This is a genomic window from Nitratifractor salsuginis DSM 16511 (assembly GCF_000186245.1).
GTDB lineage: Bacteria > Campylobacterota > Campylobacteria > Campylobacterales > Sulfurovaceae > Nitratifractor > Nitratifractor salsuginis.
Window position 1 is genome coordinate 920,994 of record NC_014935.1, and the last position, 18,029, is coordinate 939,022.

Consider the following 18,029-nt stretch of genomic DNA (forward strand, 5'->3'; position numbering starts at 1 on the left):
TCCAATAGAAAAGGATTTTCTGATGCGTAGAGTGATAGGAGTTGGCCTGGCCATCGTTCTGTTTACCGGCTGCGGCGGAGGCGGAGGCGGCGGGAAAGATTCCGGTCAGAGTGCATTGCTTCATCGTTCGATCACTTCGACGATTTTCTGGGTGGGAGAAGAAGCGGGTCCCGCCAACGGCGGGATCTCCAACCAGCCGAGTGCCTGGGATGGGCTCTGGACATTGAGCTACGGCGGCGTGGATGACCCCGAGCATCGCAACGGTTATCTTCCGGCGGGGTTTATACCCTATGAGAACCCGTTTTACGTCGCGCTTCCCTTCAACGACCTGGATGAGCAGGGGCAGCGGAAAAAGGGGTTGAAGAAAATCATTCCCTGGTACAACGATGAAGATCCGAGAGAATCTCTTTGCAAAAATCACTGGGTGGAGATCAGCAAAGATGGGAAAACGGTCTATGCCCAATGGGAAGATGCCGGGCCGTTCGAAACGAATGACAGCGAATATGTTTTCGGTACCGCGCGACCGAAAAACAGGATCAACGACCATGCCGGGATCGATCTCTCTCCCGCAATCAGGGATTATCTGGGAGTCGAAGATATCGACCGGGTCGATTGGCGTTTCGTGGATGAATCGGAAGTGCCCGAGGGCCCCTGGAAAGAGATCGTCACCCGAAGCGGAGTCCACTGGCCCGATCCCGACGCCTATATCCCGCCTGAGAGCCGTTGGCAATGGCAGTTGCAGGGAGATTTGAATACCTCGTATGATGTCGATTATTATGATATCGATCTCTTTGATACGCAAGAGGAGGAGATTCGGCAGCTACACAGTGAGGGACAAAAGGTGATCTGCTATTTCAGTGCCGGGAGTTGGGAATCGTGGCGCCCGGATGCCGAAGCCTTCCCGGAGCGGGTCAAAGGCCGAAAAATGGACAGATGGGATGAACTCTGGCTCGATATTCGCGATCCGGCTGTCCGCTCTTTGATGAAAAAACGGCTCGATTTGGCTCTCGGCAAAGGCTGCGACGGGGTGGAACCGGACAATGTGGACGGTTACGCCAACGAAACTGGTTTCAATCTGAGTGCACGGGATCAGATCGACTATAATCGGTTTTTGGCACGCGAAGCCCACAAAAGGGGGCTCTCCATCGGGTTGAAAAACGATCTGGAACAGGTGAAAGTCCTGGAGCCCTGGTTCGATTTCGCCCTCAATGAGCAGTGTCACGAATATGGGGAGTGCGATCGCCTGAGCCCCTTCATCGAAGCGGGAAAGGCGGTTTTCAATGCCGAATATGCGGAAAAATATGTAAAAAACACCGACGGGGCGAGAGATGCGCTCTGTCAGGATGCGAAAGAGAGGAAATTTTCCACGCTGGTCCTGCCGAGGGAATTGGACGGATCGTTTCGATACAGCTGTGACTAAAGATCAGAGCGTCGCTTTGCGGAAGAAATCCCGCACATACTCGTAACCGCTGTAGAGGGTCAGAGCCACGGCGATCCAGAGCAGGAAGGTGCCGCCGGGCCACTCCATAAGCAGAAAGCCGATGGCGAACATTTGGCTGACGGTTTTGACCTTGCCCATCCAGCTGGCGGAGATGTCGATGCCGTGGCTGACGGCCGAGACCCGCAGTCCGGTGATGAAGAGTTCCCGGGTGAGGATCAGGTAGATGGCCCAGGGATCGGCCCGGCCCAGGAGCATCAGCCCCAAAAAGCCCGCCAGAGTCAGCATCTTGTCGGCTAAGGGATCGAGGATGGCGCCCAGGACGGTCACCTGATCGAAGGTTCGCGCAATGTAGCCGTCGAAAAAGTCGGTGGCGCTGGCCAGGACGAAGAGAAAGGCCGCCGCATAATCGAGCCAACTGTAGTGGATTCCGGCAAAGATAGGCAGGTCCCGGTTGACCAGCAGAAGATACATCAGTGGCGCGCAGAGCAGGCGGATGAAGGCGAGGAGATTGGGGATGTTATACAAAACGACTCCTTGAGTCGTTTTGTATAACAAATGAGGAATGAGGAATGAGGAATGAGGAATTTTTTGTAGTGGATATTGTTGCTTCGTTTTTTATGCTATACATCTTCCATCTCTCCATCATCAATCCTCCATCCGTTCCGCTGATCAGCGGAACGTCGTTCCTCCGTCGACCACAAGGGTGTGGCCGGTGATCCAGCTTGCGTCGTCGCTGCAGAGGAAGAGAATGGCTCCGGCGAGGTCCTCGGGGGTGCCCATTCGATTGAGAGCGGAGCGTTTGATGGTTTCGGCTTTGACCTCTTCGTAGTTGGTAAAGGCCCGCAGAGCGTCGGTCTCGATGGGGCCGCCGCTGACGGCGTTGACCCGGATGTTCCATTCACCCAGCTCCACTGCCGCATAGCGGGCCATCGCTTCCACGGCGGCTTTGTTGGTGCCGTGGCCGGCGTAGTTTTCGATGTAGATACGGTTGCCGGTGGAGCTCAGCGTCACGATGGCGCCGCCGCCCACTTTTTGCATCCGCTTGGCCGCTTCCTGACTCCCGGCGACGAAGGCGCCCACGGTGGCCATATAGATATTGGCCAGGCCCTTTTTGGGGCGCAGTTTCATAAATTTCCCGTAACCGCCTACGACAGGTCGGCCGTAGATCATAGCGTTGGAGACGAAGAAATCCACCCGGTCAAAATCCTCGTCGATCGCTTCAAACAGGGGTTTGAACTGGTCGGTATCGAGGATATCCAGCGCATAGGCGCGGGCTTTGATGCCGTAGGTCTCCTCCAGCTCTTTGGCGAAGTTCTCCGCCGCTTCCTTGTTGGAATTGTAGGTCAGGGCGACATTGACGCCGTTTTGGGCGAATTTCTCGGCGGTGGCTTTGCCGATGCCTTTGGTGGCCCCGGTAATCACCAGGGTCTTGCCTTTCATAGTTTCATACATTCTATTTCACTCCGGGGATGGTGTAGTTTTGAATCGCCGCTTCGATCTTTTTCATATTCTCGGCGCTGGGGGGCACCAGGGGGAGGCGGTATTCGAGGGTGGGCAGGAGCCCGGCGAGATACATCGCCGCCTTGACGGGGATGGGGTTGGATTCGACGAACATCGCTTTGTTGATGGGATAGAGGGAGTCGTTGATCGCTTTGGAAGCGGCCAAGTCGCCCGCCAGGGCTGTATGGACCAGCTTCGATTTCAAATCGGGCAGGAGGTTGGCAGTGACGGAGATGACCCCCTTGGCGCCGTTGGCCAGGAGAGGATAGTCGATGGCATCGTCGCCGCTGACGAGGCAGAGCTCGGGACGGGCAGCCAGCAGGTCGACTGCCCGCTCCATCGAGCCGGTCGCCTCTTTGATGGCGTAGATGTTTTCCACTTCGTCGAAGAGGCGGAAGACCGTGGCGGGCTGGATATCGACGGAGGTACGCCCCGGCACATTGTAGAGCATCACGGGGATTTCGATGGCTTCGGCGATCGCCTTGTAGTGCTGGTAGAGGCCCTCCTGGGAGGGTTTGTTGTAGTAGGGGGCGACGGAGAGGATGGCGTGAGCACCGCACTCCTGGGCGTGGCGGGCGATGTCGATCGCTTCGTGGGTGGCGTTGGATCCGGCCCCGGCAATCACCTTGACGCCGCTGTCCCGGCAGACTTCCACCGCGATCTCGATGCAGCGTTTGTGCTCATCGTGGCTGAGGGTGGCGCTCTCTCCGGTAGTGCCGACGGGGACGACGGCATCCATGCCGTGTGCGATCTGGCGGCGAATCAGGTCGGCGTAGGTCGCTTCATCCAGCTCGCCGTTGCGAAAGGGGGTAATCAGGGCGGTCATCGCCCCGCAAATCATGGAACTCATTTCGAATTGCTCCTGAGAATAATGGTGGTCGATGTGGAGTTGTCGAAGTATTTTCGAGCCACCTCTTTGACCATTTCGGGGGTAATTTTATCCAAATCTTCCTCATACTCCAGCAGGGGTTTCAGATCGCCCCGTGCCAGATAGGACCCAAAGAGCGTCGCGGTAGAGGATGAGCTCTCCAGTTCGTGGATGAAATCGACCTTGGTATTGAGTCGGATTTTGCGCAGTTCCTCCTCGGTGACGCCTTCTTTTTTGATCCGCTCGATCTGCTCCAGGATCGCCTTTTCCAACTCCTCGGCCTTGACACCGGGGTTGGCGACCGCCATAAAAATAAAAACTCCGGGGTCCCGCAGCTCCATATTGTAGCCGTAGACCTGGGTGGCCAGAGAACGCTTCTGCACCAATTCCTGATAGAGCCGTCCGCTTTTACCGCTGCTGAGAATCTCGGAGATCATGGAGAGGACCACCTGGTCCTTGTGGCGGAAATCGGGGATGGAGTAGGCGATGGCGATCGTCTCGGCGGTGTTGTTCTCTTTGTGGAGGATCACCCGTTTGGCTCCGTCGGGGGCGGGCTCGTGGGGTTTGTTGGTGGTGATGAGGGAGCAGTGGCAGCTCTCTTTGGGGGCTGAGATCTTGCCGAAGGTCTCCCCAGCGGTCTTGAAGACTTCGTCAGGGTTCACGTCGCCGGCGACAATGAGGATGGCGTTATCGGGGCGGTAGAAACGGGCGTGGAATTCCCGGAGGTCCTCTATGTTCCAGCTCTGGATATCGTGCATAAATCCAATCGGGGTCCAGTGGTAACTGTGCTCCACGTAGTGGGTATTAAACAGGCGGAAATAGAGATAACCGATGGGGTTGTTGTCGGTACGCCAGCGCCGCTCCTCGGCGACCACTTTGCGCTCTTTTTGGAACTCTTCGTCGCTGAGCTTGAGGTGGGCCATCAGCTCGGCGTAGAGCTCCATCGCCATCTTCATATTCTGGGTGCTGGACTTGATGAAATAGTGGGTGTAGTCGAAGCCGGTGGAGGCGTTGTTGACCCCGCCGTGGGCTTTGACGATCTTGTCGAACTCCCCCTCTTTGAGGTGCTCGGTCGATTTGAAGTTCATATGCTCGAGCATATGGGCGATGCCGGTCTTGCCCAGGATCTCGTTGCGGGAACCGACCTTGTAGAAGATATCGGTGGTGATGACCCCGGTGCCGTTTTCGAGGGGAATGGCATAGACCTCCAGGCCGTTGTCGAGGGTTTGGTGGTAGTACTTGGGTAGTGAATTTGCCATGAGCGCTCCAGTGAACAGCCACAGCAGGGCTGTCGTAAGTAGTAGGGTGTGGGTTGTGCCTCTTGTGAAGAGATGCTTTGGGAAGTGTGTGAACATTGTCTGCTTTTCCAAAAAGATTGTCACCTGTTTTCGTAGTGGAAGGATAGCGAATTTGGGCTAATGGTTAGGGTGGATTTTTTGGAATAGATGAAATGAGATCAGTGAAATATGACACGAAGCTGTCATCTTGCTGCGCTACGATAGTGATGTCTCGATGGTGAGACACCCCGGGCCTGCTGAAAAAATGTGTCGTCGGAAGCAGCCATACATCTTCGTCGATACCGATTTCAAACGCCGAAACCAGCCGATCTTCGCCCTGGCGATGCTGGAGTTCCGCCGCCGTCTTCGTATCGGAAGAAGGAGATCTACGGCAAGCCGATCGAGGAGGTCCTGGAAATGGTCGGCGGTCTCGTGCGCTGTCACTACATAGAGAGCGGTGGTGATCTACCGCTCTGAGGAAAGATCCGGCGTTATGCCCACCACCACAGCGATGGAAAAGTTTTCGTCTTCGATACGGAGGGTAGGCCTATGAGCGTGGTTTTTTAGGCATAGTAGGAAATAGGAATAGGATGAGAATTAAAATTGACTGAAATGTAAACAAAATATTCTTCACAAACCTGACAAAAAGTTGTCATATTTATTCTGTAAAATAATACAAATATACAAAAGGACGATAATGAGTATTCCATCTAAAGACACGATATGGGGATATTTGAAATACAAGGGAAAAAGCTATGGGGTGCTGAGTGCTCCGATTACCGATGAGCTAAGGGAACGCATCAATCGTTGTAATCAGGAAAAGGAACTTTTGCCCTACACCAGCGCACCCTGGAGATATAAAAAAGAGTGGAGTCTTGAGGATGGGAAGCTCTATTTGACGAAGCTTTATTCGGAAGAGTTTCACAAAGAGGTATTTGGAACTATAGAAAAGGTTTTTGCCGACTGGGTCGATAGAATGGAAATCCTTATCGAGGATAGGCGCATATGCAAGACTTATCAACATCAGGGTGAGTATCTGCATGAGATTCGGTATATCGAGCTGAACTTCGACAAAGGGGTTCTGATCGACAGCTATGAGAAGAGTGAACTCTATACGAGAATCGATCTGGTCAACTACATAGAGCGCAACGATCGTATTACCACTCTCCGTATCGATATCACAGAATTGCTCGCATATCTTTGGGATGACAGAAGACCGCCCAATGATCTACTCTGGCTAAGGATCGAAGAGACTATCGAGCTTATGATCTCAAAGAAGGAGAAAGGGGGTTCGTCAGTCAGCAGAGAGAAGCTGATAGACATTTTCAAATTTGGAGACAGTGCGGTTGTCGCTCATCTGCGAGGAAATGATATTGAGCAGATGATTGATTCCCTCATCGATACAGTGACAGACGAAGTGATACAAATCAAGGGATATGCTCTTCATATAATGACAGGGATAGAAAATTCTGAGAAAGTATTTGAACAAGTACTGAATAAAGTTCATCACAAGATTGCAAAAGATAGAGGTATTGAGGTAATGATGGTTAAATCCATTGAAGAGAATATAAGGAATGGTGAACTTATATTGAGAGCAATAATTGGTATTTGATTAAAATTTATAAGTAAATAATTGTTATTATAAAACTCAAAATAAAAGTGGAGGGGGGCGAAATGTCACGAGCAGTGAGTACGAGCCGCATTGTTGATGCTTGTCTGGATGGAATAAGGCAATCTTTTGAGGAGTATGAAGAATGGAGTGGAGGTTGCTGGCTGGGGAAAGCTCCTGAGTATTTACTTACTGTAAATATAGCAAAAGAGCTTGCTATGATAGATGGCTCAAAGTATATCACGCTTGAAGATAATGTAAAAAAGACATTAAAAAATGCGAATGCAAATTTGAAAGGAAGACAATCTGGTTATATGCGGCAAAACGGCAGAGCTGATATTGTTGTATGGTGGGGAAACTATATACCAAGAGGTATCATTGAGGTAAAACATAGAGTCTATAAGTTTAATAGTTTTTCTGCAGACATAGATAGGATTATCGAAATTCTCAAAAAAGAATCAGATATACAATTTGGAATTTCAACATTTTATATTAGCAACTATTATTCTGGAAATGCAGAGGAAAAAATGGATAACAGGATAAAAACACTTTATGAGCAAACCAAGGACTACCTAAATGAGTTTGCTCCACAGTTGAAGATAAAATTAGAATATGATATTTTTCCAGATGAAGATGACTGTAATGTATGGGCATCAGTTGCTATATTGATGATGAGATGATGATATTGTTTGATCAAGTTGCAACTTGACAAATGATGGAAGGATGTAATTTGTTCTCTATTCTAAATAAACTTAAAAAGAATAAGCATTGGAAAGATATCACTCGAGAGTTGCATCCAAAAGGAAGAAAATTTCCTGCAAGTTCGGTCTTTTATGCCAAGGTAGCTTATGGACAGGAAGTGAGTGCCAATGATAAATGGGAAAGGGCACGAGGATATAATTATTGTAACGGCATCGATTATAGCATGCCCAAAGAAGAAGAGTTACAGAGGGGAGGAACTATTGTTTTTCCTATCGATTTAGATCCTGATGAAAACAAAAAGTTCATATCTGATATAAAGAGATATTTTCAAATATTGGATATCCGCATAAAGAGTGATGAAAAATTTGAAAAAATTATCAGAAAATCAAAAGATAAATTCAGACTTAGTGAACTCGGATATTCAATCGGTAGTTTTTTCAAAGGACGATACATCGATGAAGCCGGACACCAGTGGGATGATAAATCTTTTTCAATAGATGTAATCGGAATATCTTCTGATTTTTTGAAAATCTTGACAGAGGATATTTCTAAAGAGTTTACCCAAAAAGCTATACTTTTAAAGGATTACAATTTAAATAAAATTTACTTGCTGGATGAAGCCAAGAGATAAGATAATAAGTGAAAACAGAGAGATAGTATAGTATTGAGGTGCAAGTCCGGAAAGGAAAGCCAGTGTGAATCAACCGAAAAGCAGAACCAGCAAAGCCACCCGCAAACGCCGCTACGCCAAAGGAAACGAACGCCTGGCTCAGATCCTGGCGCGGCTCTATAGCGGAGAAGTGCTCTCCAAAAAGGAGCTGGCGCAGGAATATGGCGTTAGCCTGCGGACGATGCAGCGCTATATCAACGAGCGACTCTCCCACTTTCCCATCCGGCACGAGGGGGATCGCTTTATGCTCGATTCTGTGGCAGATCAAAGTGATCTTTCCGACGAAGAGGTGACGGTGCTGGAGCTGCTGGAGGAAATGAGCCGGAAGCAGGGGAGAGAGTTCTATGCCCGGGCCCATCCATTGCTGGAGAAGCTTCGTCACGCCTCGGCCAATCCTTTTTATACCAAGCTGGATATGGAAGATATCGGACCCAAACTCGACGAGGCGATTTTGATCGAGCGGGCGATCCGTGAGCGGAGGGTGGTGGAGTGCCGTTATCGGATGGGCGAGGAGGCGAAGCGAATCGAGATCAAACCCCTCAAGATCGCCAATTTCGAGGGTTTCTGGTACGTCATCGCCCAGGATGCCCGTAACAACCGGGTCAAAAAATACCTGCTGCGCAAAATCTCGGATGTGACGGTCAAAGAGGAGCGTTTCGAGCTCTCGGAAGATTTGGAGAAAAAAGTTCATAATGCTGCCAACGTCTGGTTCGAGCCGGCCAACGACCCCATCGACGTGCGGCTCTTCATTGATGCCGAGGTGGCCCGATATTTCCGTCTCAAACCCATCTCTCCTACGCAGAGTATCATTGGCGAAGATGCTGACGGCAGCATCGAAGTGCTGTTGCAGATCACCCATCCGATGGAGATCATTCCTATCGTCAAATATTGGATGCCCCATCTCAAAGTTTTGGAACCGTTAAAGATCAAAGAACAGATCGAAAATGATGTAAGAAAGTGGTTGGAAGAGTAAATAAGTGGTGGGTCCTCCGGGACTCGAACCCGGGACCGCCCGGTTATGAGCCGGGAGCTCTAACCAACTGAGCTAAAGACCCTCGGAAGGGGAGGTGCCCTCTTTGCGCCGTCGGCGCTCACGGATGGGACGGGGGAGGTTGGGGGAGGGCTGCTGGAGCTCTCCCTTGCCCATCATCGTGATTTTCGCGTCGGCATTATACTGGAAATAGCGCCGGAAGGCAATGAGATTGATCAGGATCCCGAAGAGCACCGCGAAGATGATGAAAGAGGTTCCCCCGTGGCTGAACATAGGCAGGGGGACCCCCACCACGGGTGCCATACCGATGATCATAGCGATGTTGACCCCCATATAGATGAAGATGAGAAAAGCGATCCCTCCCGCGACGGTCTTGATGAGATAGTTCTGCTCGTAGATCCTGGAGAGATAGAGCAGGTGGACGATCAGCAGGATATAGAGGGTGATGACCGTGAGCATCCCTTTGAAGCCGAAGCGTTCCCCCAGATAGGCGAAGATGAAGTCACTGGAGGAGATGGGGAGGAATTTGAGCTGGGTCTGGGTCGCCTCCTCCTTGGGTTTGCCCTCCAGGCCTCCGGAACCGATGGCGATGAGGGCCTGGCGGACGTGGTAGCTGGGTTTGCCGAGGAAGTCACTGATCCGCTTTTTCTGATAGTCGTGGAGGTGGTTGTAGAGCACCGGAGCGGCAAGAGCCGTCAAGAGCAAAACAGTAAACCAGACCCGCCAGCGTACCCCCACGAGAAAGAGCACCCCGTAGCCCGTCAGCAGCAGGACCATCGCGGTACCGAGATCGGGCTCTTTGGCGATGAGGAGGAAGGGGATAATGATGATGACCGAGAGCTTGAGAAAGTCTTTGAAGCCGTAGCCCTCTTTGGGCGGGGGATTACGGTAGATCAGATAAGCCAGCATCAGCAGGACGCTGATCTTGATGAATTCTGAGGGTTGCACCGTCATCCCGGTGCCCGGGATGGGGAGCCAGCGCCGGGCCCCCAGGATCGATTTGCCTGCCACATCGACGGCGAGGAGGAGTAGCAGGTTGAGCAGATAGCTCAGGGGGGCGAACCACCAGAGGATCCGCTCCCAGGGGATGAAGACGGCGATGAGGAAAGCCATAGCCCCCACGGTATAGTAGATCATCTGTTTGGTAAAGAGAGCCGGGTTGATCTCTTTGATGAGGATCGAAGAGATGATCAGGAGGGGAATGATCTGGAGAATGAGGAGGTAGTCGAAGTTTTTCGGAAGTATTTTAAGGTAGTTGGATACCTCTTTCCAGTCCAGGTGCATGGGCCTCTCTTCGCTAAAAGTTGCGCTATTATATCAGAACGTATGCCGGGGAGAGTGAGCAAAGTGTTGGAGTTGACATATTCGCAAATATTAAAAAGCCAAAAAGGACTGAGGCACTGTATCACCCAAAAGAAGAGCGGGGAAAAGCTCTCTTTTTCTCTGGCGCTGCATACGGGAGAAAGCTCGGAAGCCGTGTTGGAAAATCGGCGGGAACTTCAGCGTTTTTTTGGGAAAGAGGCCCGTTTCGTTTCGGCGCTCCAGGTCCACAGTGACAGGATCTATGCCGTGGAGTCGGTTGAAAACCGCGGCTGGGAGAGCCTGGATGAGACTCTGCGGGCCGATGCCCTCATCACCGATCTGCCGCAGGTGGTACTGACGATTTTGACGGCTGATTGTGTACCGATCCTGCTCTATGAACCCGAGCGCAGGGTAATCGGGGCGGTCCATGCAGGGTGGCAGGGGAGCCGTCTGGCGATCGTTATCAAGTGTGTCGGAGCGATGAAGCGACGCTACGGTGCCGATCCCGGGAAGATGCTTGCCTACATCGGCCCCTCCATCGGAGGGTGCTGCTATGAAGTGGGTGAAGAGGTGGCTGGCCATTTTCAAATGATTGAAGGGGCGGTCCAGCCTGGGCCTCGGGGGAAACCGATGCTCGATCTCAAACGGGTCAACGCCGCGCAGCTATACGAAGCGGGGCTCGAGGAAGCAAATATTGAACTCTCCGACGTTTGCACCGCCTGTGAACGGGAGTTTTTCTTCTCCTATCGGGCAGAGGGAGGATGCGGCGGTCGCTTTATGAGTGCAATTATGTTGGAAAGTTTATAAAAAAATAAGGGAAAGCAATGAAGTATGCGAAAAACTTGGCTATCGGTATTGTCGCTTTGTTAATGATCGGCTGCGGATCAACGACTCCATCCTTCTCCTCTCCGGGGAAGATCGAAGGAATCAGGTGGTCGCTGTAAAGTTTTGGTTTTTCGAAAATGGCAGTGCCCGTGGGGGCTGATTTGTGGCTGGACAAAGGAAGATATGGTGCTTTCCTGGGGTGTAACAGAATGGGAGGAATTTATGAGAAACAAGGCAAAAACCTGCGTTTGCGTCCCGGGATCAAAACGATGATGGCCTGCCCCGCACTCTCCCTGGAGAACCGTTATCAAACCATGCTCAAAAAAGTTCGGAGCTACAGGCTTGAGGCGGGAGGTCGGCGGCTGTTGCTGTTGGGCGGCGGAGGGTCTGTCTTGTTGATCTTTGCGCGGGGGAGACGCTAGAGCCTCACCCCAACCGGCTTTTGAAGTCGTTGTAGCCGAAGCGTCGATCGATGCTGAGAGAGCCGTCGCGGTGGAGGGTGGCGATGGAGGGAAGGGGGATGCCGTTGAAGGTAGTCGCTTTGACCATCGTATAGTGCATCTGATCTTCAAAGAGGATGCGGTCTCCGATCTTCAGCGGCCGGTCGAAACTGTAGTCTCCCATAATGTCCCCTGCTAGACAGGTGTTGCCCCCCAGCCGGTAAGTGTAGGACTTCTCTCCGGCTTTCCCGGCTCCCCGCACTTGGGCACGGTAGGGCATAATGATGGTATCGGGCATATGGGCCTCGGCGGAAGTATCGAGAATGGCGATGTCGATACCGTTGTGGACGATATCGAGGACGGTAGCGACCAGAGGCCCTGTCTCCCAGCCCACCGCTTCGCCGGGTTCCAGGTAGAGCTCGAGATGGGGATGGCGGCGTCGGAAATCCTTGAGTAGGGCAATGAGTTTCTCCCGGTCATAGTCGCTTCGGGTGATGTGGTGGCCGCCGCCGAAATTGACCCATTTGAGCTGTGGGAGCCATCGGCCGAACTTCTCTTCAAAAACCCCCAGCACTCCCTCCAGGGCTGAAGCGTCCTGTTCGCAAAGGGCGTGGAAATGGAGCCCTTCGATCTGATCAACACTTGCTTCATCCAGATCCCCGGCAAGGGTGCCGAGACGGGAGTAGGCGCCGCAGGGGTTGTAGAGCTCGACAGGGGCTTCGGAGTATTCGGGATTGACCCGCAGGCCGAGGGAGAGGGCGGGGTTGGCCGCTTTGGCGGCGGCACCGAAACGCTGCAACTGGGCCGGGGAGTTGAAGACCAGATGGTGGCTGAGCCGGGCGATTTCGTCGATCTCCTCTTCTTTGAAAGCGGGGGAGTAGGTGTGGACTTCTTTGCCGAACTCTTCGGCGGCAAGTCGCGCTTCACAAAGCCCGCTGGCGCAGCAGCCGTCGAGATATTCTCTGACGAGGGGAAAGCTGTGCCACAGCGCGTAGCCTTTGAGCGCCAGGAGGATTTTGACTCCGGTGGCCTCTTTGATGGCGGAGAGGATTTGGAGGTTATATTCGAGTAGATGCTCCTCCAGGACCCAGCAGGGGCTGGGAAGCTTGCTGAGGATTTCGGAAGTGATATGGCTGGAGGGTTTGGGACTTTTCATAGGGGGATTATCCCCAATTTCCCATTAGAGATGGGGAAGGGGTGCCTATTTTTCCGGGCAGAGGCCGTCGGCTTTGGCCCGAGCGAGGATCTCATCGAGATGGATCGCCCGCTCTTCCTCGGGGTCATCCTCTTTGCTCCGGCATTTGCCGCAGGCCGTTCCGGCACCGGTGGCGTCCATCAGGGAATCGAGATCGCAGTTGCCCGCTTTGATCGCTTCGAGGATCTCCCCATATTTAACATCCATACATTCGCAGACCACATAGATATCTTCCACTTCTTCCAATACACCCATAATGACTCCTTTAGACTTGTTTTAACGGTATCTTATCGGAAAGTCATTCTCTTCTAAAGCAACCTGGGTAGCCTGATAGAAGATATTTTCACTCCGCCAGTTTCATTCGGGCCATAAGCCCCGCCGTAGTGGTATAGCCGGTCTCGACAAATTTGAGCTCTCCTTTGCTGTCGTAGATCAGTGAGGTGGGAAAGGTCGTGATGTGGAAGCGCTGGGCGAGGGTGCCGTAGGGATCGTTGAGCACGGGATAGTGGAGGTTCCGTTTCTCGAGCCATTGGCGGACTTCTTCATCGAGGCCACTGTTGACGGCGATGGTGAGGACAGGGTAATTTTGGGCGACGACGTCGATGTTGGAGGCTTCACGGCGGCAGATGGGGCACCAGCTTCCCCAGAAATGGATCAGGACCGGTTGGCCCTTTTTGAGCAGTGTGCTGACATTTTGCCCCTCCAGGGTCTTGCCGCTTAGATGCGGGAGTCGGGTATCGTCGAGTTTGGGGGCCCGCCAGTGGTTGAGTATCACCGAAAAGAGCATTAGAAAGAGCAAGAAGATCACAGCCTCTTTCAAGAGGCGTTTCCAAAAGGCTTTTGACTTGATCTTCATCTGTGTGGCTCCTTCCTTGCCGGCATCAAAATAGAATTTGAGAAATTATAGCTATAATTTTCCCGTAAGCTTTTGCGTATGGAGACAGGAGACCCAAGGAGGATTATTTATGGAACAAACAAGCAGTACATTTGCAGTTTCACTACCGCTATTGATCGGAGGGGGGATCATCCTGGCCCTCATTCTGCTTTATCTGGTCATCAGAGAACGGAGGAAAACACCCTCCAAAAGGGTTTCCGCAACAGAAGCAGGGAAGGCCGAGGAGGCTCGTTCTACTACCTCTAATAATAAATCCGATTTGCAGGAGCCCCAACCGGCCACTCCCGAAAAGAGGGAGGAGAAACCGCTGCGCTCCAGCTCCTCCTCCGAAGGAGGTTTGCCGGTACATAAGGAGCCGATCCCCGAAACCGCTGATGTGATCCGTGAAAGTTTTGAAGAATTTACCGGACGGCGGCTGCTGATTGTGGAGGACAACCCTGTGAATATGAAATTGATCCTGAAGCTGTTGGAAGGATCGGGGTTGGAGATCGAAACGGCAGAGAATGGGCAGAAGGCTCTGGAGAAGCTGCGGGCTCCCGATGCCCGATATGAGATGGTGCTGATGGATGTCCATATGCCGGTGATGGACGGGCTGGAATGTACCCGGCAGATTCGGCAGGATCCGCAGCTCAAAGATATTCCAGTCATCGCTCTGACCGCTTCGACGCAAAAAGATGAAGTGGAGCGGATCCTGGAGAGCGGGATGAACGGCTATCTGGACAAACCGCTGGTTCTGGGAAAACTCTACAGTGCGTTCAAAATCTTCCTTACCCAGAAGCCCAAGCAAAAATCGGATCGGGTGATGATCGCGGGAGAGGGTGAAAAGCAGGGGTTGGTCACTAATGCCAACATCCTGGATATTCGCTCGGCGATGGCTCACACCAATAACAACGATTCACTCTACCGCTCCCTTTTGGACGAGTTTCTCAAAGAGTATGCTGATTGTGATCAAAGATTCAAACAACTGGTGGAGGCCAAAGAGTATGAAGAGCTCCATCGGCTCCTCATCGATCTTAATGGCTTGACCGGGATGCTGGGGGCGATGGAACTCTACGCATTGGTCGATCGTCTCAAACAGATTGTGGAAAAAGGGACCCACACTCTCCTGGAGGATTATCCCTCCGAATGTCACAAAGCCTACCAACGCTTCCGTCGGGAGGCCCGCCGCTACCTGGTCCACTGACCTCGCGGGCTCCCGTGGCTTCTCCTCTTGACAGCTTCTGTATAATACGCGTAAATTTAAGAGTATTCTCAAGGAAATTCAACCATGCTTTCTACGGTCAACCTAACCCAACGCTACGGCAAACGCGTGCTTTTCGAAAAGATCAACCTCACTCTGGATCCGGGCAAACGCTACGGACTCATCGGGGCCAACGGGGCCGGCAAATCGACCTTTATGAAGATCCTGGCCGGCGAGATCGAGCCCAGCGAGGGGGAAGTGCAGATCCAGCCCGGCGCCAAGCTGGGGATGCTGGGGCAGAACCAATACGCCTTCGAAGAGTTCAGCCTCAAGGATGCGGTGCTCTACGGCAACAAGCGCCTCTATGAAGCCGTCAAAGAGAAAGAGCGCCTCTATATGGAGGGGAACTTCGACGACGACAAGGTCAACGAGCGTCTGGGGGAGCTGGAGATGATCTGTGTCGAAGAGGATCCGATGTACGAAGCGGAAGTGCGGATCGAGAAACTCCTGACGGCTCTGGGCTTTCCCGTGGAGATGCACGACGCGCCGATGAGTTCCCTGACCGGCGGGGACAAGTTCAAGATCCTGCTGGCCCAGGTGCTCTTCCTCAAGCCTGATATTCTGCTCCTCGACGAGCCCACCAACAACCTCGATATGGAGACCATCGCCTGGCTCGAAGAGGAGCTCAAACGCCACGAAGGGGTGCTGGTGGTCATCTCCCACGACCGCCACTTCCTCAACAGCGTAGTGACCAATATCCTGGACCTCGATTTCCAGACGATCCGGGAGTTCACCGGAACCTACGACGACTGGTACATTGCCGCCAACCTCAAAGCCAAACAGGCGGAGATGGAGCGCAGCAAGAAGCTCAAGGAGAAGGAGGAGCTGGAGAAGTTCATCGCCCGCTTCAGCGCCAATGCTTCCAAGGCCAAGCAGGCGACCAGCCGCCAAAAACAGTTGGAGAAGCTCGATATCGAAGAGATCAAAATCTCCAGCCGCCGGGACCCCTCGATCCTCTTCAAACCCAACCGCGAAATCGGCAACGAAGTTCTCGAAGCCGAAGATCTTGCCAAAAGCTACGGGGATCACAAAGTCTTCGAGCATTTGAGCTTCAAGGTCGAAAAGGGGGACAAGATCGCCCTGATCGGCAGCAACGGAGTGGGCAAGACCACCCTGCTGGAGATCCTGATGGGGCGCCTCGAACCCGACGCAGGCCGGGTCAAGTGGGGACAGACGGTCCATCCCACCTATTTCCCCCAAAACACCACCGAAGTGGTCAAGGGGGAAGAGAAGCTCTATGAGTGGATCCAGAACCACAACCAGAAGTGGCACATCGATGAGATCCGCAAATGCCTGGGGCGGATGCTCTTCAGCGGTGAGGAGCAGGAGAAACAGGTGGACGCCTGCTCCGGAGGGGAGAAGCATCGGGTGATGATGTCGAAGATGATGATGGACGATGCCAACTTCCTCGTGATGGATGAGCCCGACAACCACCTCGACCTTGAGGCGATCGTCGCCCTGGGAGAGGCGCTCCATCAGTATGAGGGGGGTGTGATCTGCGTCACCCACGACCGGGAACTCATCGATGCCTTTGCCAACCGCATCCTCAAGCTCAATGATGACGGAACCCTCACCGACTTTAGGGGCAGCTACGAAGAGTTCATCGGAGCCGATGCCGCCTGATGAGCCCGGAGCGATTCCGCGAGTGCCTGCGGCTTTTGGAAGCGGATTACCCGAACTGGGACGCCCCCGCCAAACGCTTCGAAAAGGCTTACCGTCGCACCCCCTATACCATCCTGATCTCCACACTTCTTAGCTTTCAAACCCGTGATGAAGTGACCCTGGAAGCGGGCAAAAGGCTCTTCGCCCTGGCAGACACACCGGAGGCGATGCTGGGTCTGAGCGAAGAGGAGATCGCCCGGACGATCTATCCGGTGGGCTTTTGGCGCAAAAAAGCGGCGGGCATCCTGGAAGTGACCCGCACCCTCTTGGAGCGTCACGGCGGCGAAGTCCCCTCGACCCTTTCGGAGCTTACCGCCATCAAAGGGATCGGCCCCAAGACCGCCAAGATCGTCCTGGAAAACGCCTACGGGCAGTCGGTGGCGGCGGTGGATACCCACGTCCATCGGATCCTCAACCTCCTGGGAGTGGTGGAGACGGCGAGCCCCGAAGCGACTGACAAGGCGCTGGAAGGTCTGCTCGAACCCGGGGAGCTCAAAGGGCTCAACAAGCTTTTGGTAAGCTTCGGCCAGGCGATCTGCCGTCCCAGAAATCCCCTCTGCTCCCGCTGCCCGATCCGCTCCTGTTGTCCCAAAGCTCCCGGGAAATCTTGGATTTAAAAATCAATAACTATTATCATTAGAGCTTTTTCTATCTTTAGGGTATAATCCCGACAAAATTTCTCTGAAATAAGGAGTCACCAATGAAAAAGAGTCTGATCCTGATCTCTCTGGCTGCGGCCCTGAGTCTCAGCGCCGCGGAGCAGCCCGCTTCGCAGCAAAAGGCGGTCGCCGCCGAGGGAGTCAAATACATCAAGATCTTGGGCAAAGAGCTCAAAGGCAAACTGGTTAAATACCTCAAGCAGGATCCGAGCGGTCTTCAGGGGGCCTATTTCTGCTCCAAGAGCGCCCAGCGGATCACCAAAGAGGTCAACGCGAAATTCCCCGACAATATCAAAGTCCGCCGGACGGCGCTCAAATATCGCAATCCTGACAACAAGCCCGATGCGACCGATGTGAAGGTGATGGAGCAGATGGAAGCGGCGGCCAAGGCCGGGAAGCTCGAAAAGAAGCCGGTCGTGGTCAAAGTAGGGGAAACGGAGCGTGTCTATGTTCCTCTGATCGCCCAGAAAGCTTGCCTCAAGTGTCACGGCCCGGTAGAAAAGATCGATCCCAAGGTCAAAGAGACGATTGCCAAGCACTATCCCGACGACAAAGCGGTCGGCTTCCACGAGGGAGACCTGCGTGGGGTCGTCGTCGCCGAGATCGCTCCCGAAGCGAAGTAACTTTTTTCTCTCCCTTCCCTCGGGAAGGACTCTCCTTTTTCCCTTTCAATATATTTCAAAACGAAATATAAATAGCTATAAAAATCCCAATATGAAATAATCGTCTCCAAAAAGCAGATCCGGAGGCGTA

The 18,029-nt window shown here is 52.9% G+C and carries 20 protein-coding genes and 1 tRNA gene; 12 read left to right on the plus strand and 9 right to left on the minus strand.

Features of this window, described 5'->3' with window-relative positions; genetic code table 11:
* Positions 1-22 precede the first annotated feature (22 nt).
* Complete coding sequence (locus NITSA_RS11510; protein WP_013553870.1) at positions 23-1,420, plus strand: endo alpha-1,4 polygalactosaminidase; 1,398 nt, start codon at positions 23-25, stop codon at positions 1,418-1,420.
* A gap of 3 nt (positions 1,421-1,423) precedes the next feature.
* Here the strand turns inward: NITSA_RS11510 and pgsA are convergent, their stop codons facing one another.
* The 4 genes from pgsA to NITSA_RS04685 form a co-directional block, all read right to left on the minus strand.
* Complete coding sequence (pgsA, locus tag NITSA_RS04670) at positions 1,424-1,966, minus strand: CDP-diacylglycerol--glycerol-3-phosphate 3-phosphatidyltransferase (protein WP_013553871.1); 543 nt, start codon at positions 1,964-1,966, stop codon at positions 1,424-1,426.
* A gap of 144 nt (positions 1,967-2,110) precedes the next feature.
* Positions 2,111-2,893: an enoyl-ACP reductase gene (locus NITSA_RS04675; RefSeq protein ID WP_013553872.1), complete on the minus strand. Its 783-nt coding sequence runs from the start codon at positions 2,891-2,893 to the stop codon at positions 2,111-2,113.
* Position 2,894: 1 nt separating this feature from the next.
* Positions 2,895-3,791 carry a 4-hydroxy-tetrahydrodipicolinate synthase gene (gene dapA / locus NITSA_RS04680; protein ID WP_013553873.1) on the minus strand — a complete coding sequence of 299 codons (897 nt, stop codon included), beginning with the start codon at positions 3,789-3,791 and terminating at the stop codon, positions 2,895-2,897.
* Positions 3,788-5,068, minus strand: coding sequence for a M16 family metallopeptidase (locus tag NITSA_RS04685; RefSeq protein ID WP_042203733.1), 1,281 nt, complete (start codon positions 5,066-5,068; stop codon positions 3,788-3,790). The genes dapA and NITSA_RS04685 overlap by 4 nt, the downstream gene beginning before the upstream one ends.
* A 226-nt stretch (positions 5,069-5,294) precedes the next feature.
* Here NITSA_RS04685 and NITSA_RS11270 point away from each other — a divergent pair, with 226 nt between their 5' ends.
* The 5 genes from NITSA_RS11270 (at position 5,295) to NITSA_RS04705 (ending at position 9,040) form a co-directional block, all read left to right on the plus strand.
* Positions 5,295-5,537, plus strand: coding sequence for a hypothetical protein (locus tag NITSA_RS11270; protein ID WP_148224940.1), 243 nt, complete (start codon positions 5,295-5,297; stop codon positions 5,535-5,537).
* A 246-nt stretch (positions 5,538-5,783) separates the two neighbouring features.
* Positions 5,784-6,698 carry a hypothetical protein gene (locus NITSA_RS04690; RefSeq protein ID WP_013553875.1) on the plus strand — a complete coding sequence of 305 codons (915 nt, stop codon included), beginning with the start codon at positions 5,784-5,786 and terminating at the stop codon, positions 6,696-6,698.
* Between the two features lie 62 nt (positions 6,699-6,760).
* A complete protein-coding gene (locus NITSA_RS04695) occupies positions 6,761-7,375 on the plus strand; it encodes a hypothetical protein (protein ID WP_013553876.1) in 615 nt (204 codons plus the stop codon).
* Between the two features lie 50 nt (positions 7,376-7,425).
* Positions 7,426-8,028: a hypothetical protein gene (locus NITSA_RS04700; protein WP_013553877.1), complete on the plus strand. Its 603-nt coding sequence runs from the start codon at positions 7,426-7,428 to the stop codon at positions 8,026-8,028.
* A 64-nt stretch (positions 8,029-8,092) separates the two neighbouring features.
* Complete coding sequence (locus tag NITSA_RS04705) at positions 8,093-9,040, plus strand: helix-turn-helix transcriptional regulator (protein WP_013553878.1); 948 nt, start codon at positions 8,093-8,095, stop codon at positions 9,038-9,040.
* Between the two features lie 5 nt (positions 9,041-9,045).
* Here the strand turns inward: NITSA_RS04705 and NITSA_RS04710 are convergent.
* Positions 9,046-9,122: transfer RNA gene (locus tag NITSA_RS04710), tRNA-Ile, on the minus strand.
* Positions 9,113-10,342, minus strand: coding sequence for an FtsW/RodA/SpoVE family cell cycle protein (locus NITSA_RS10825; protein ID WP_013553879.1), 1,230 nt, complete (start codon positions 10,340-10,342; stop codon positions 9,113-9,115). The genes NITSA_RS04710 and NITSA_RS10825 overlap by 10 nt, the downstream gene beginning before the upstream one ends.
* A 63-nt stretch (positions 10,343-10,405) precedes the next feature.
* Here NITSA_RS10825 and pgeF point away from each other — a divergent pair, with 63 nt between their 5' ends.
* A complete protein-coding gene (gene pgeF, locus NITSA_RS04720; RefSeq protein WP_013553880.1) occupies positions 10,406-11,167 on the plus strand; it encodes a peptidoglycan editing factor PgeF in 762 nt (253 codons plus the stop codon).
* Between the two features lie 155 nt (positions 11,168-11,322).
* A complete protein-coding gene (locus NITSA_RS04725; protein WP_083799817.1) occupies positions 11,323-11,607 on the plus strand; it encodes an META domain-containing protein in 285 nt (94 codons plus the stop codon).
* Positions 11,608-11,611: 4 nt separating this feature from the next.
* Here the strand turns inward: NITSA_RS04725 and nspC are convergent, their stop codons facing one another.
* From nspC to NITSA_RS04740, 3 genes are all read right to left on the minus strand, one after another.
* Positions 11,612-12,781, minus strand: a complete 1,170-nt coding sequence (gene nspC / locus NITSA_RS04730; RefSeq protein ID WP_013553881.1) for a carboxynorspermidine decarboxylase — start codon at positions 12,779-12,781, stop codon at positions 11,612-11,614.
* 45 nt (positions 12,782-12,826) lie between these two features.
* Positions 12,827-13,075: a (2Fe-2S)-binding protein gene (locus NITSA_RS04735; protein ID WP_013553882.1), complete on the minus strand. Its 249-nt coding sequence runs from the start codon at positions 13,073-13,075 to the stop codon at positions 12,827-12,829.
* An 88-nt stretch (positions 13,076-13,163) separates the two neighbouring features.
* Positions 13,164-13,676, minus strand: a complete 513-nt coding sequence (locus NITSA_RS04740; protein ID WP_013553883.1) for a protein disulfide oxidoreductase — start codon at positions 13,674-13,676, stop codon at positions 13,164-13,166.
* A 109-nt stretch (positions 13,677-13,785) separates the two neighbouring features.
* Here NITSA_RS04740 and NITSA_RS04745 point away from each other — a divergent pair, with 109 nt between their 5' ends.
* The 4 genes from NITSA_RS04745 to NITSA_RS10830 all read left to right on the plus strand — a co-directional run bounded on the left by NITSA_RS04745 (position 13,786) and on the right by NITSA_RS10830 (position 17,899).
* Positions 13,786-14,898, plus strand: coding sequence for a response regulator (locus NITSA_RS04745; protein ID WP_013553884.1), 1,113 nt, complete (start codon positions 13,786-13,788; stop codon positions 14,896-14,898).
* An 84-nt stretch (positions 14,899-14,982) separates the two neighbouring features.
* A complete protein-coding gene (locus NITSA_RS04750) occupies positions 14,983-16,578 on the plus strand; it encodes an ABC-F family ATP-binding cassette domain-containing protein (protein WP_013553885.1) in 1,596 nt (531 codons plus the stop codon).
* Positions 16,578-17,234, plus strand: coding sequence for an endonuclease III domain-containing protein (locus tag NITSA_RS04755; RefSeq protein ID WP_013553886.1), 657 nt, complete (start codon positions 16,578-16,580; stop codon positions 17,232-17,234). Before NITSA_RS04750 ends, NITSA_RS04755 begins: the two co-directional genes overlap by 1 nt.
* Before the next feature lie 83 nt (positions 17,235-17,317).
* On the plus strand, positions 17,318-17,899 hold the full coding sequence (locus NITSA_RS10830) for a Tll0287-like domain-containing protein (protein WP_013553887.1): 582 nt from the start codon (positions 17,318-17,320) through the stop codon (positions 17,897-17,899).
* Positions 17,900-18,029 lie beyond the last annotated feature (130 nt).

Excerpts from the sequence above, each read along its gene's own strand:
- NITSA_RS04735 (WP_013553882.1), bottom strand. The coding sequence starts at position 13,075 with ATGGGTGTATTGGAAGAAGTGGAAGATATCTATGTGGTCTGCGAATGT.
- NITSA_RS04745 (WP_013553884.1), top strand. The coding sequence starts at position 13,786 with ATGGAACAAACAAGCAGTACATTTGCAGTTTCACTACCGCTATTGATC.
- NITSA_RS04725 (WP_083799817.1), top strand. The coding sequence starts at position 11,323 with ATGGCAGTGCCCGTGGGGGCTGATTTGTGGCTGGACAAAGGAAGATAT.
- NITSA_RS04685 (WP_042203733.1), bottom strand. The coding sequence starts at position 5,068 with ATGGCAAATTCACTACCCAAGTACTACCACCAAACCCTCGACAACGGC.
- NITSA_RS11510 (WP_013553870.1), top strand. The coding sequence starts at position 23 with ATGCGTAGAGTGATAGGAGTTGGCCTGGCCATCGTTCTGTTTACCGGC.
- NITSA_RS10830 (WP_013553887.1), top strand. The coding sequence starts at position 17,318 with ATGAAAAAGAGTCTGATCCTGATCTCTCTGGCTGCGGCCCTGAGTCTC.
- dapA (WP_013553873.1), bottom strand. The coding sequence starts at position 3,791 with ATGAGTTCCATGATTTGCGGGGCGATGACCGCCCTGATTACCCCCTTT.
- NITSA_RS04755 (WP_013553886.1), top strand. The coding sequence starts at position 16,578 with ATGAGCCCGGAGCGATTCCGCGAGTGCCTGCGGCTTTTGGAAGCGGAT.
- NITSA_RS10825 (WP_013553879.1), bottom strand. The coding sequence starts at position 10,342 with ATGCACCTGGACTGGAAAGAGGTATCCAACTACCTTAAAATACTTCCG.
- NITSA_RS04675 (WP_013553872.1), bottom strand. The coding sequence starts at position 2,893 with ATGTATGAAACTATGAAAGGCAAGACCCTGGTGATTACCGGGGCCACC.
- NITSA_RS04695 (WP_013553876.1), top strand. The coding sequence starts at position 6,761 with ATGTCACGAGCAGTGAGTACGAGCCGCATTGTTGATGCTTGTCTGGAT.
- NITSA_RS04740 (WP_013553883.1), bottom strand. The coding sequence starts at position 13,676 with ATGAAGATCAAGTCAAAAGCCTTTTGGAAACGCCTCTTGAAAGAGGCT.
- nspC (WP_013553881.1), bottom strand. The coding sequence starts at position 12,781 with ATGAAAAGTCCCAAACCCTCCAGCCATATCACTTCCGAAATCCTCAGC.
- NITSA_RS04750 (WP_013553885.1), top strand. The coding sequence starts at position 14,983 with ATGCTTTCTACGGTCAACCTAACCCAACGCTACGGCAAACGCGTGCTT.
- NITSA_RS04690 (WP_013553875.1), top strand. The coding sequence starts at position 5,784 with ATGAGTATTCCATCTAAAGACACGATATGGGGATATTTGAAATACAAG.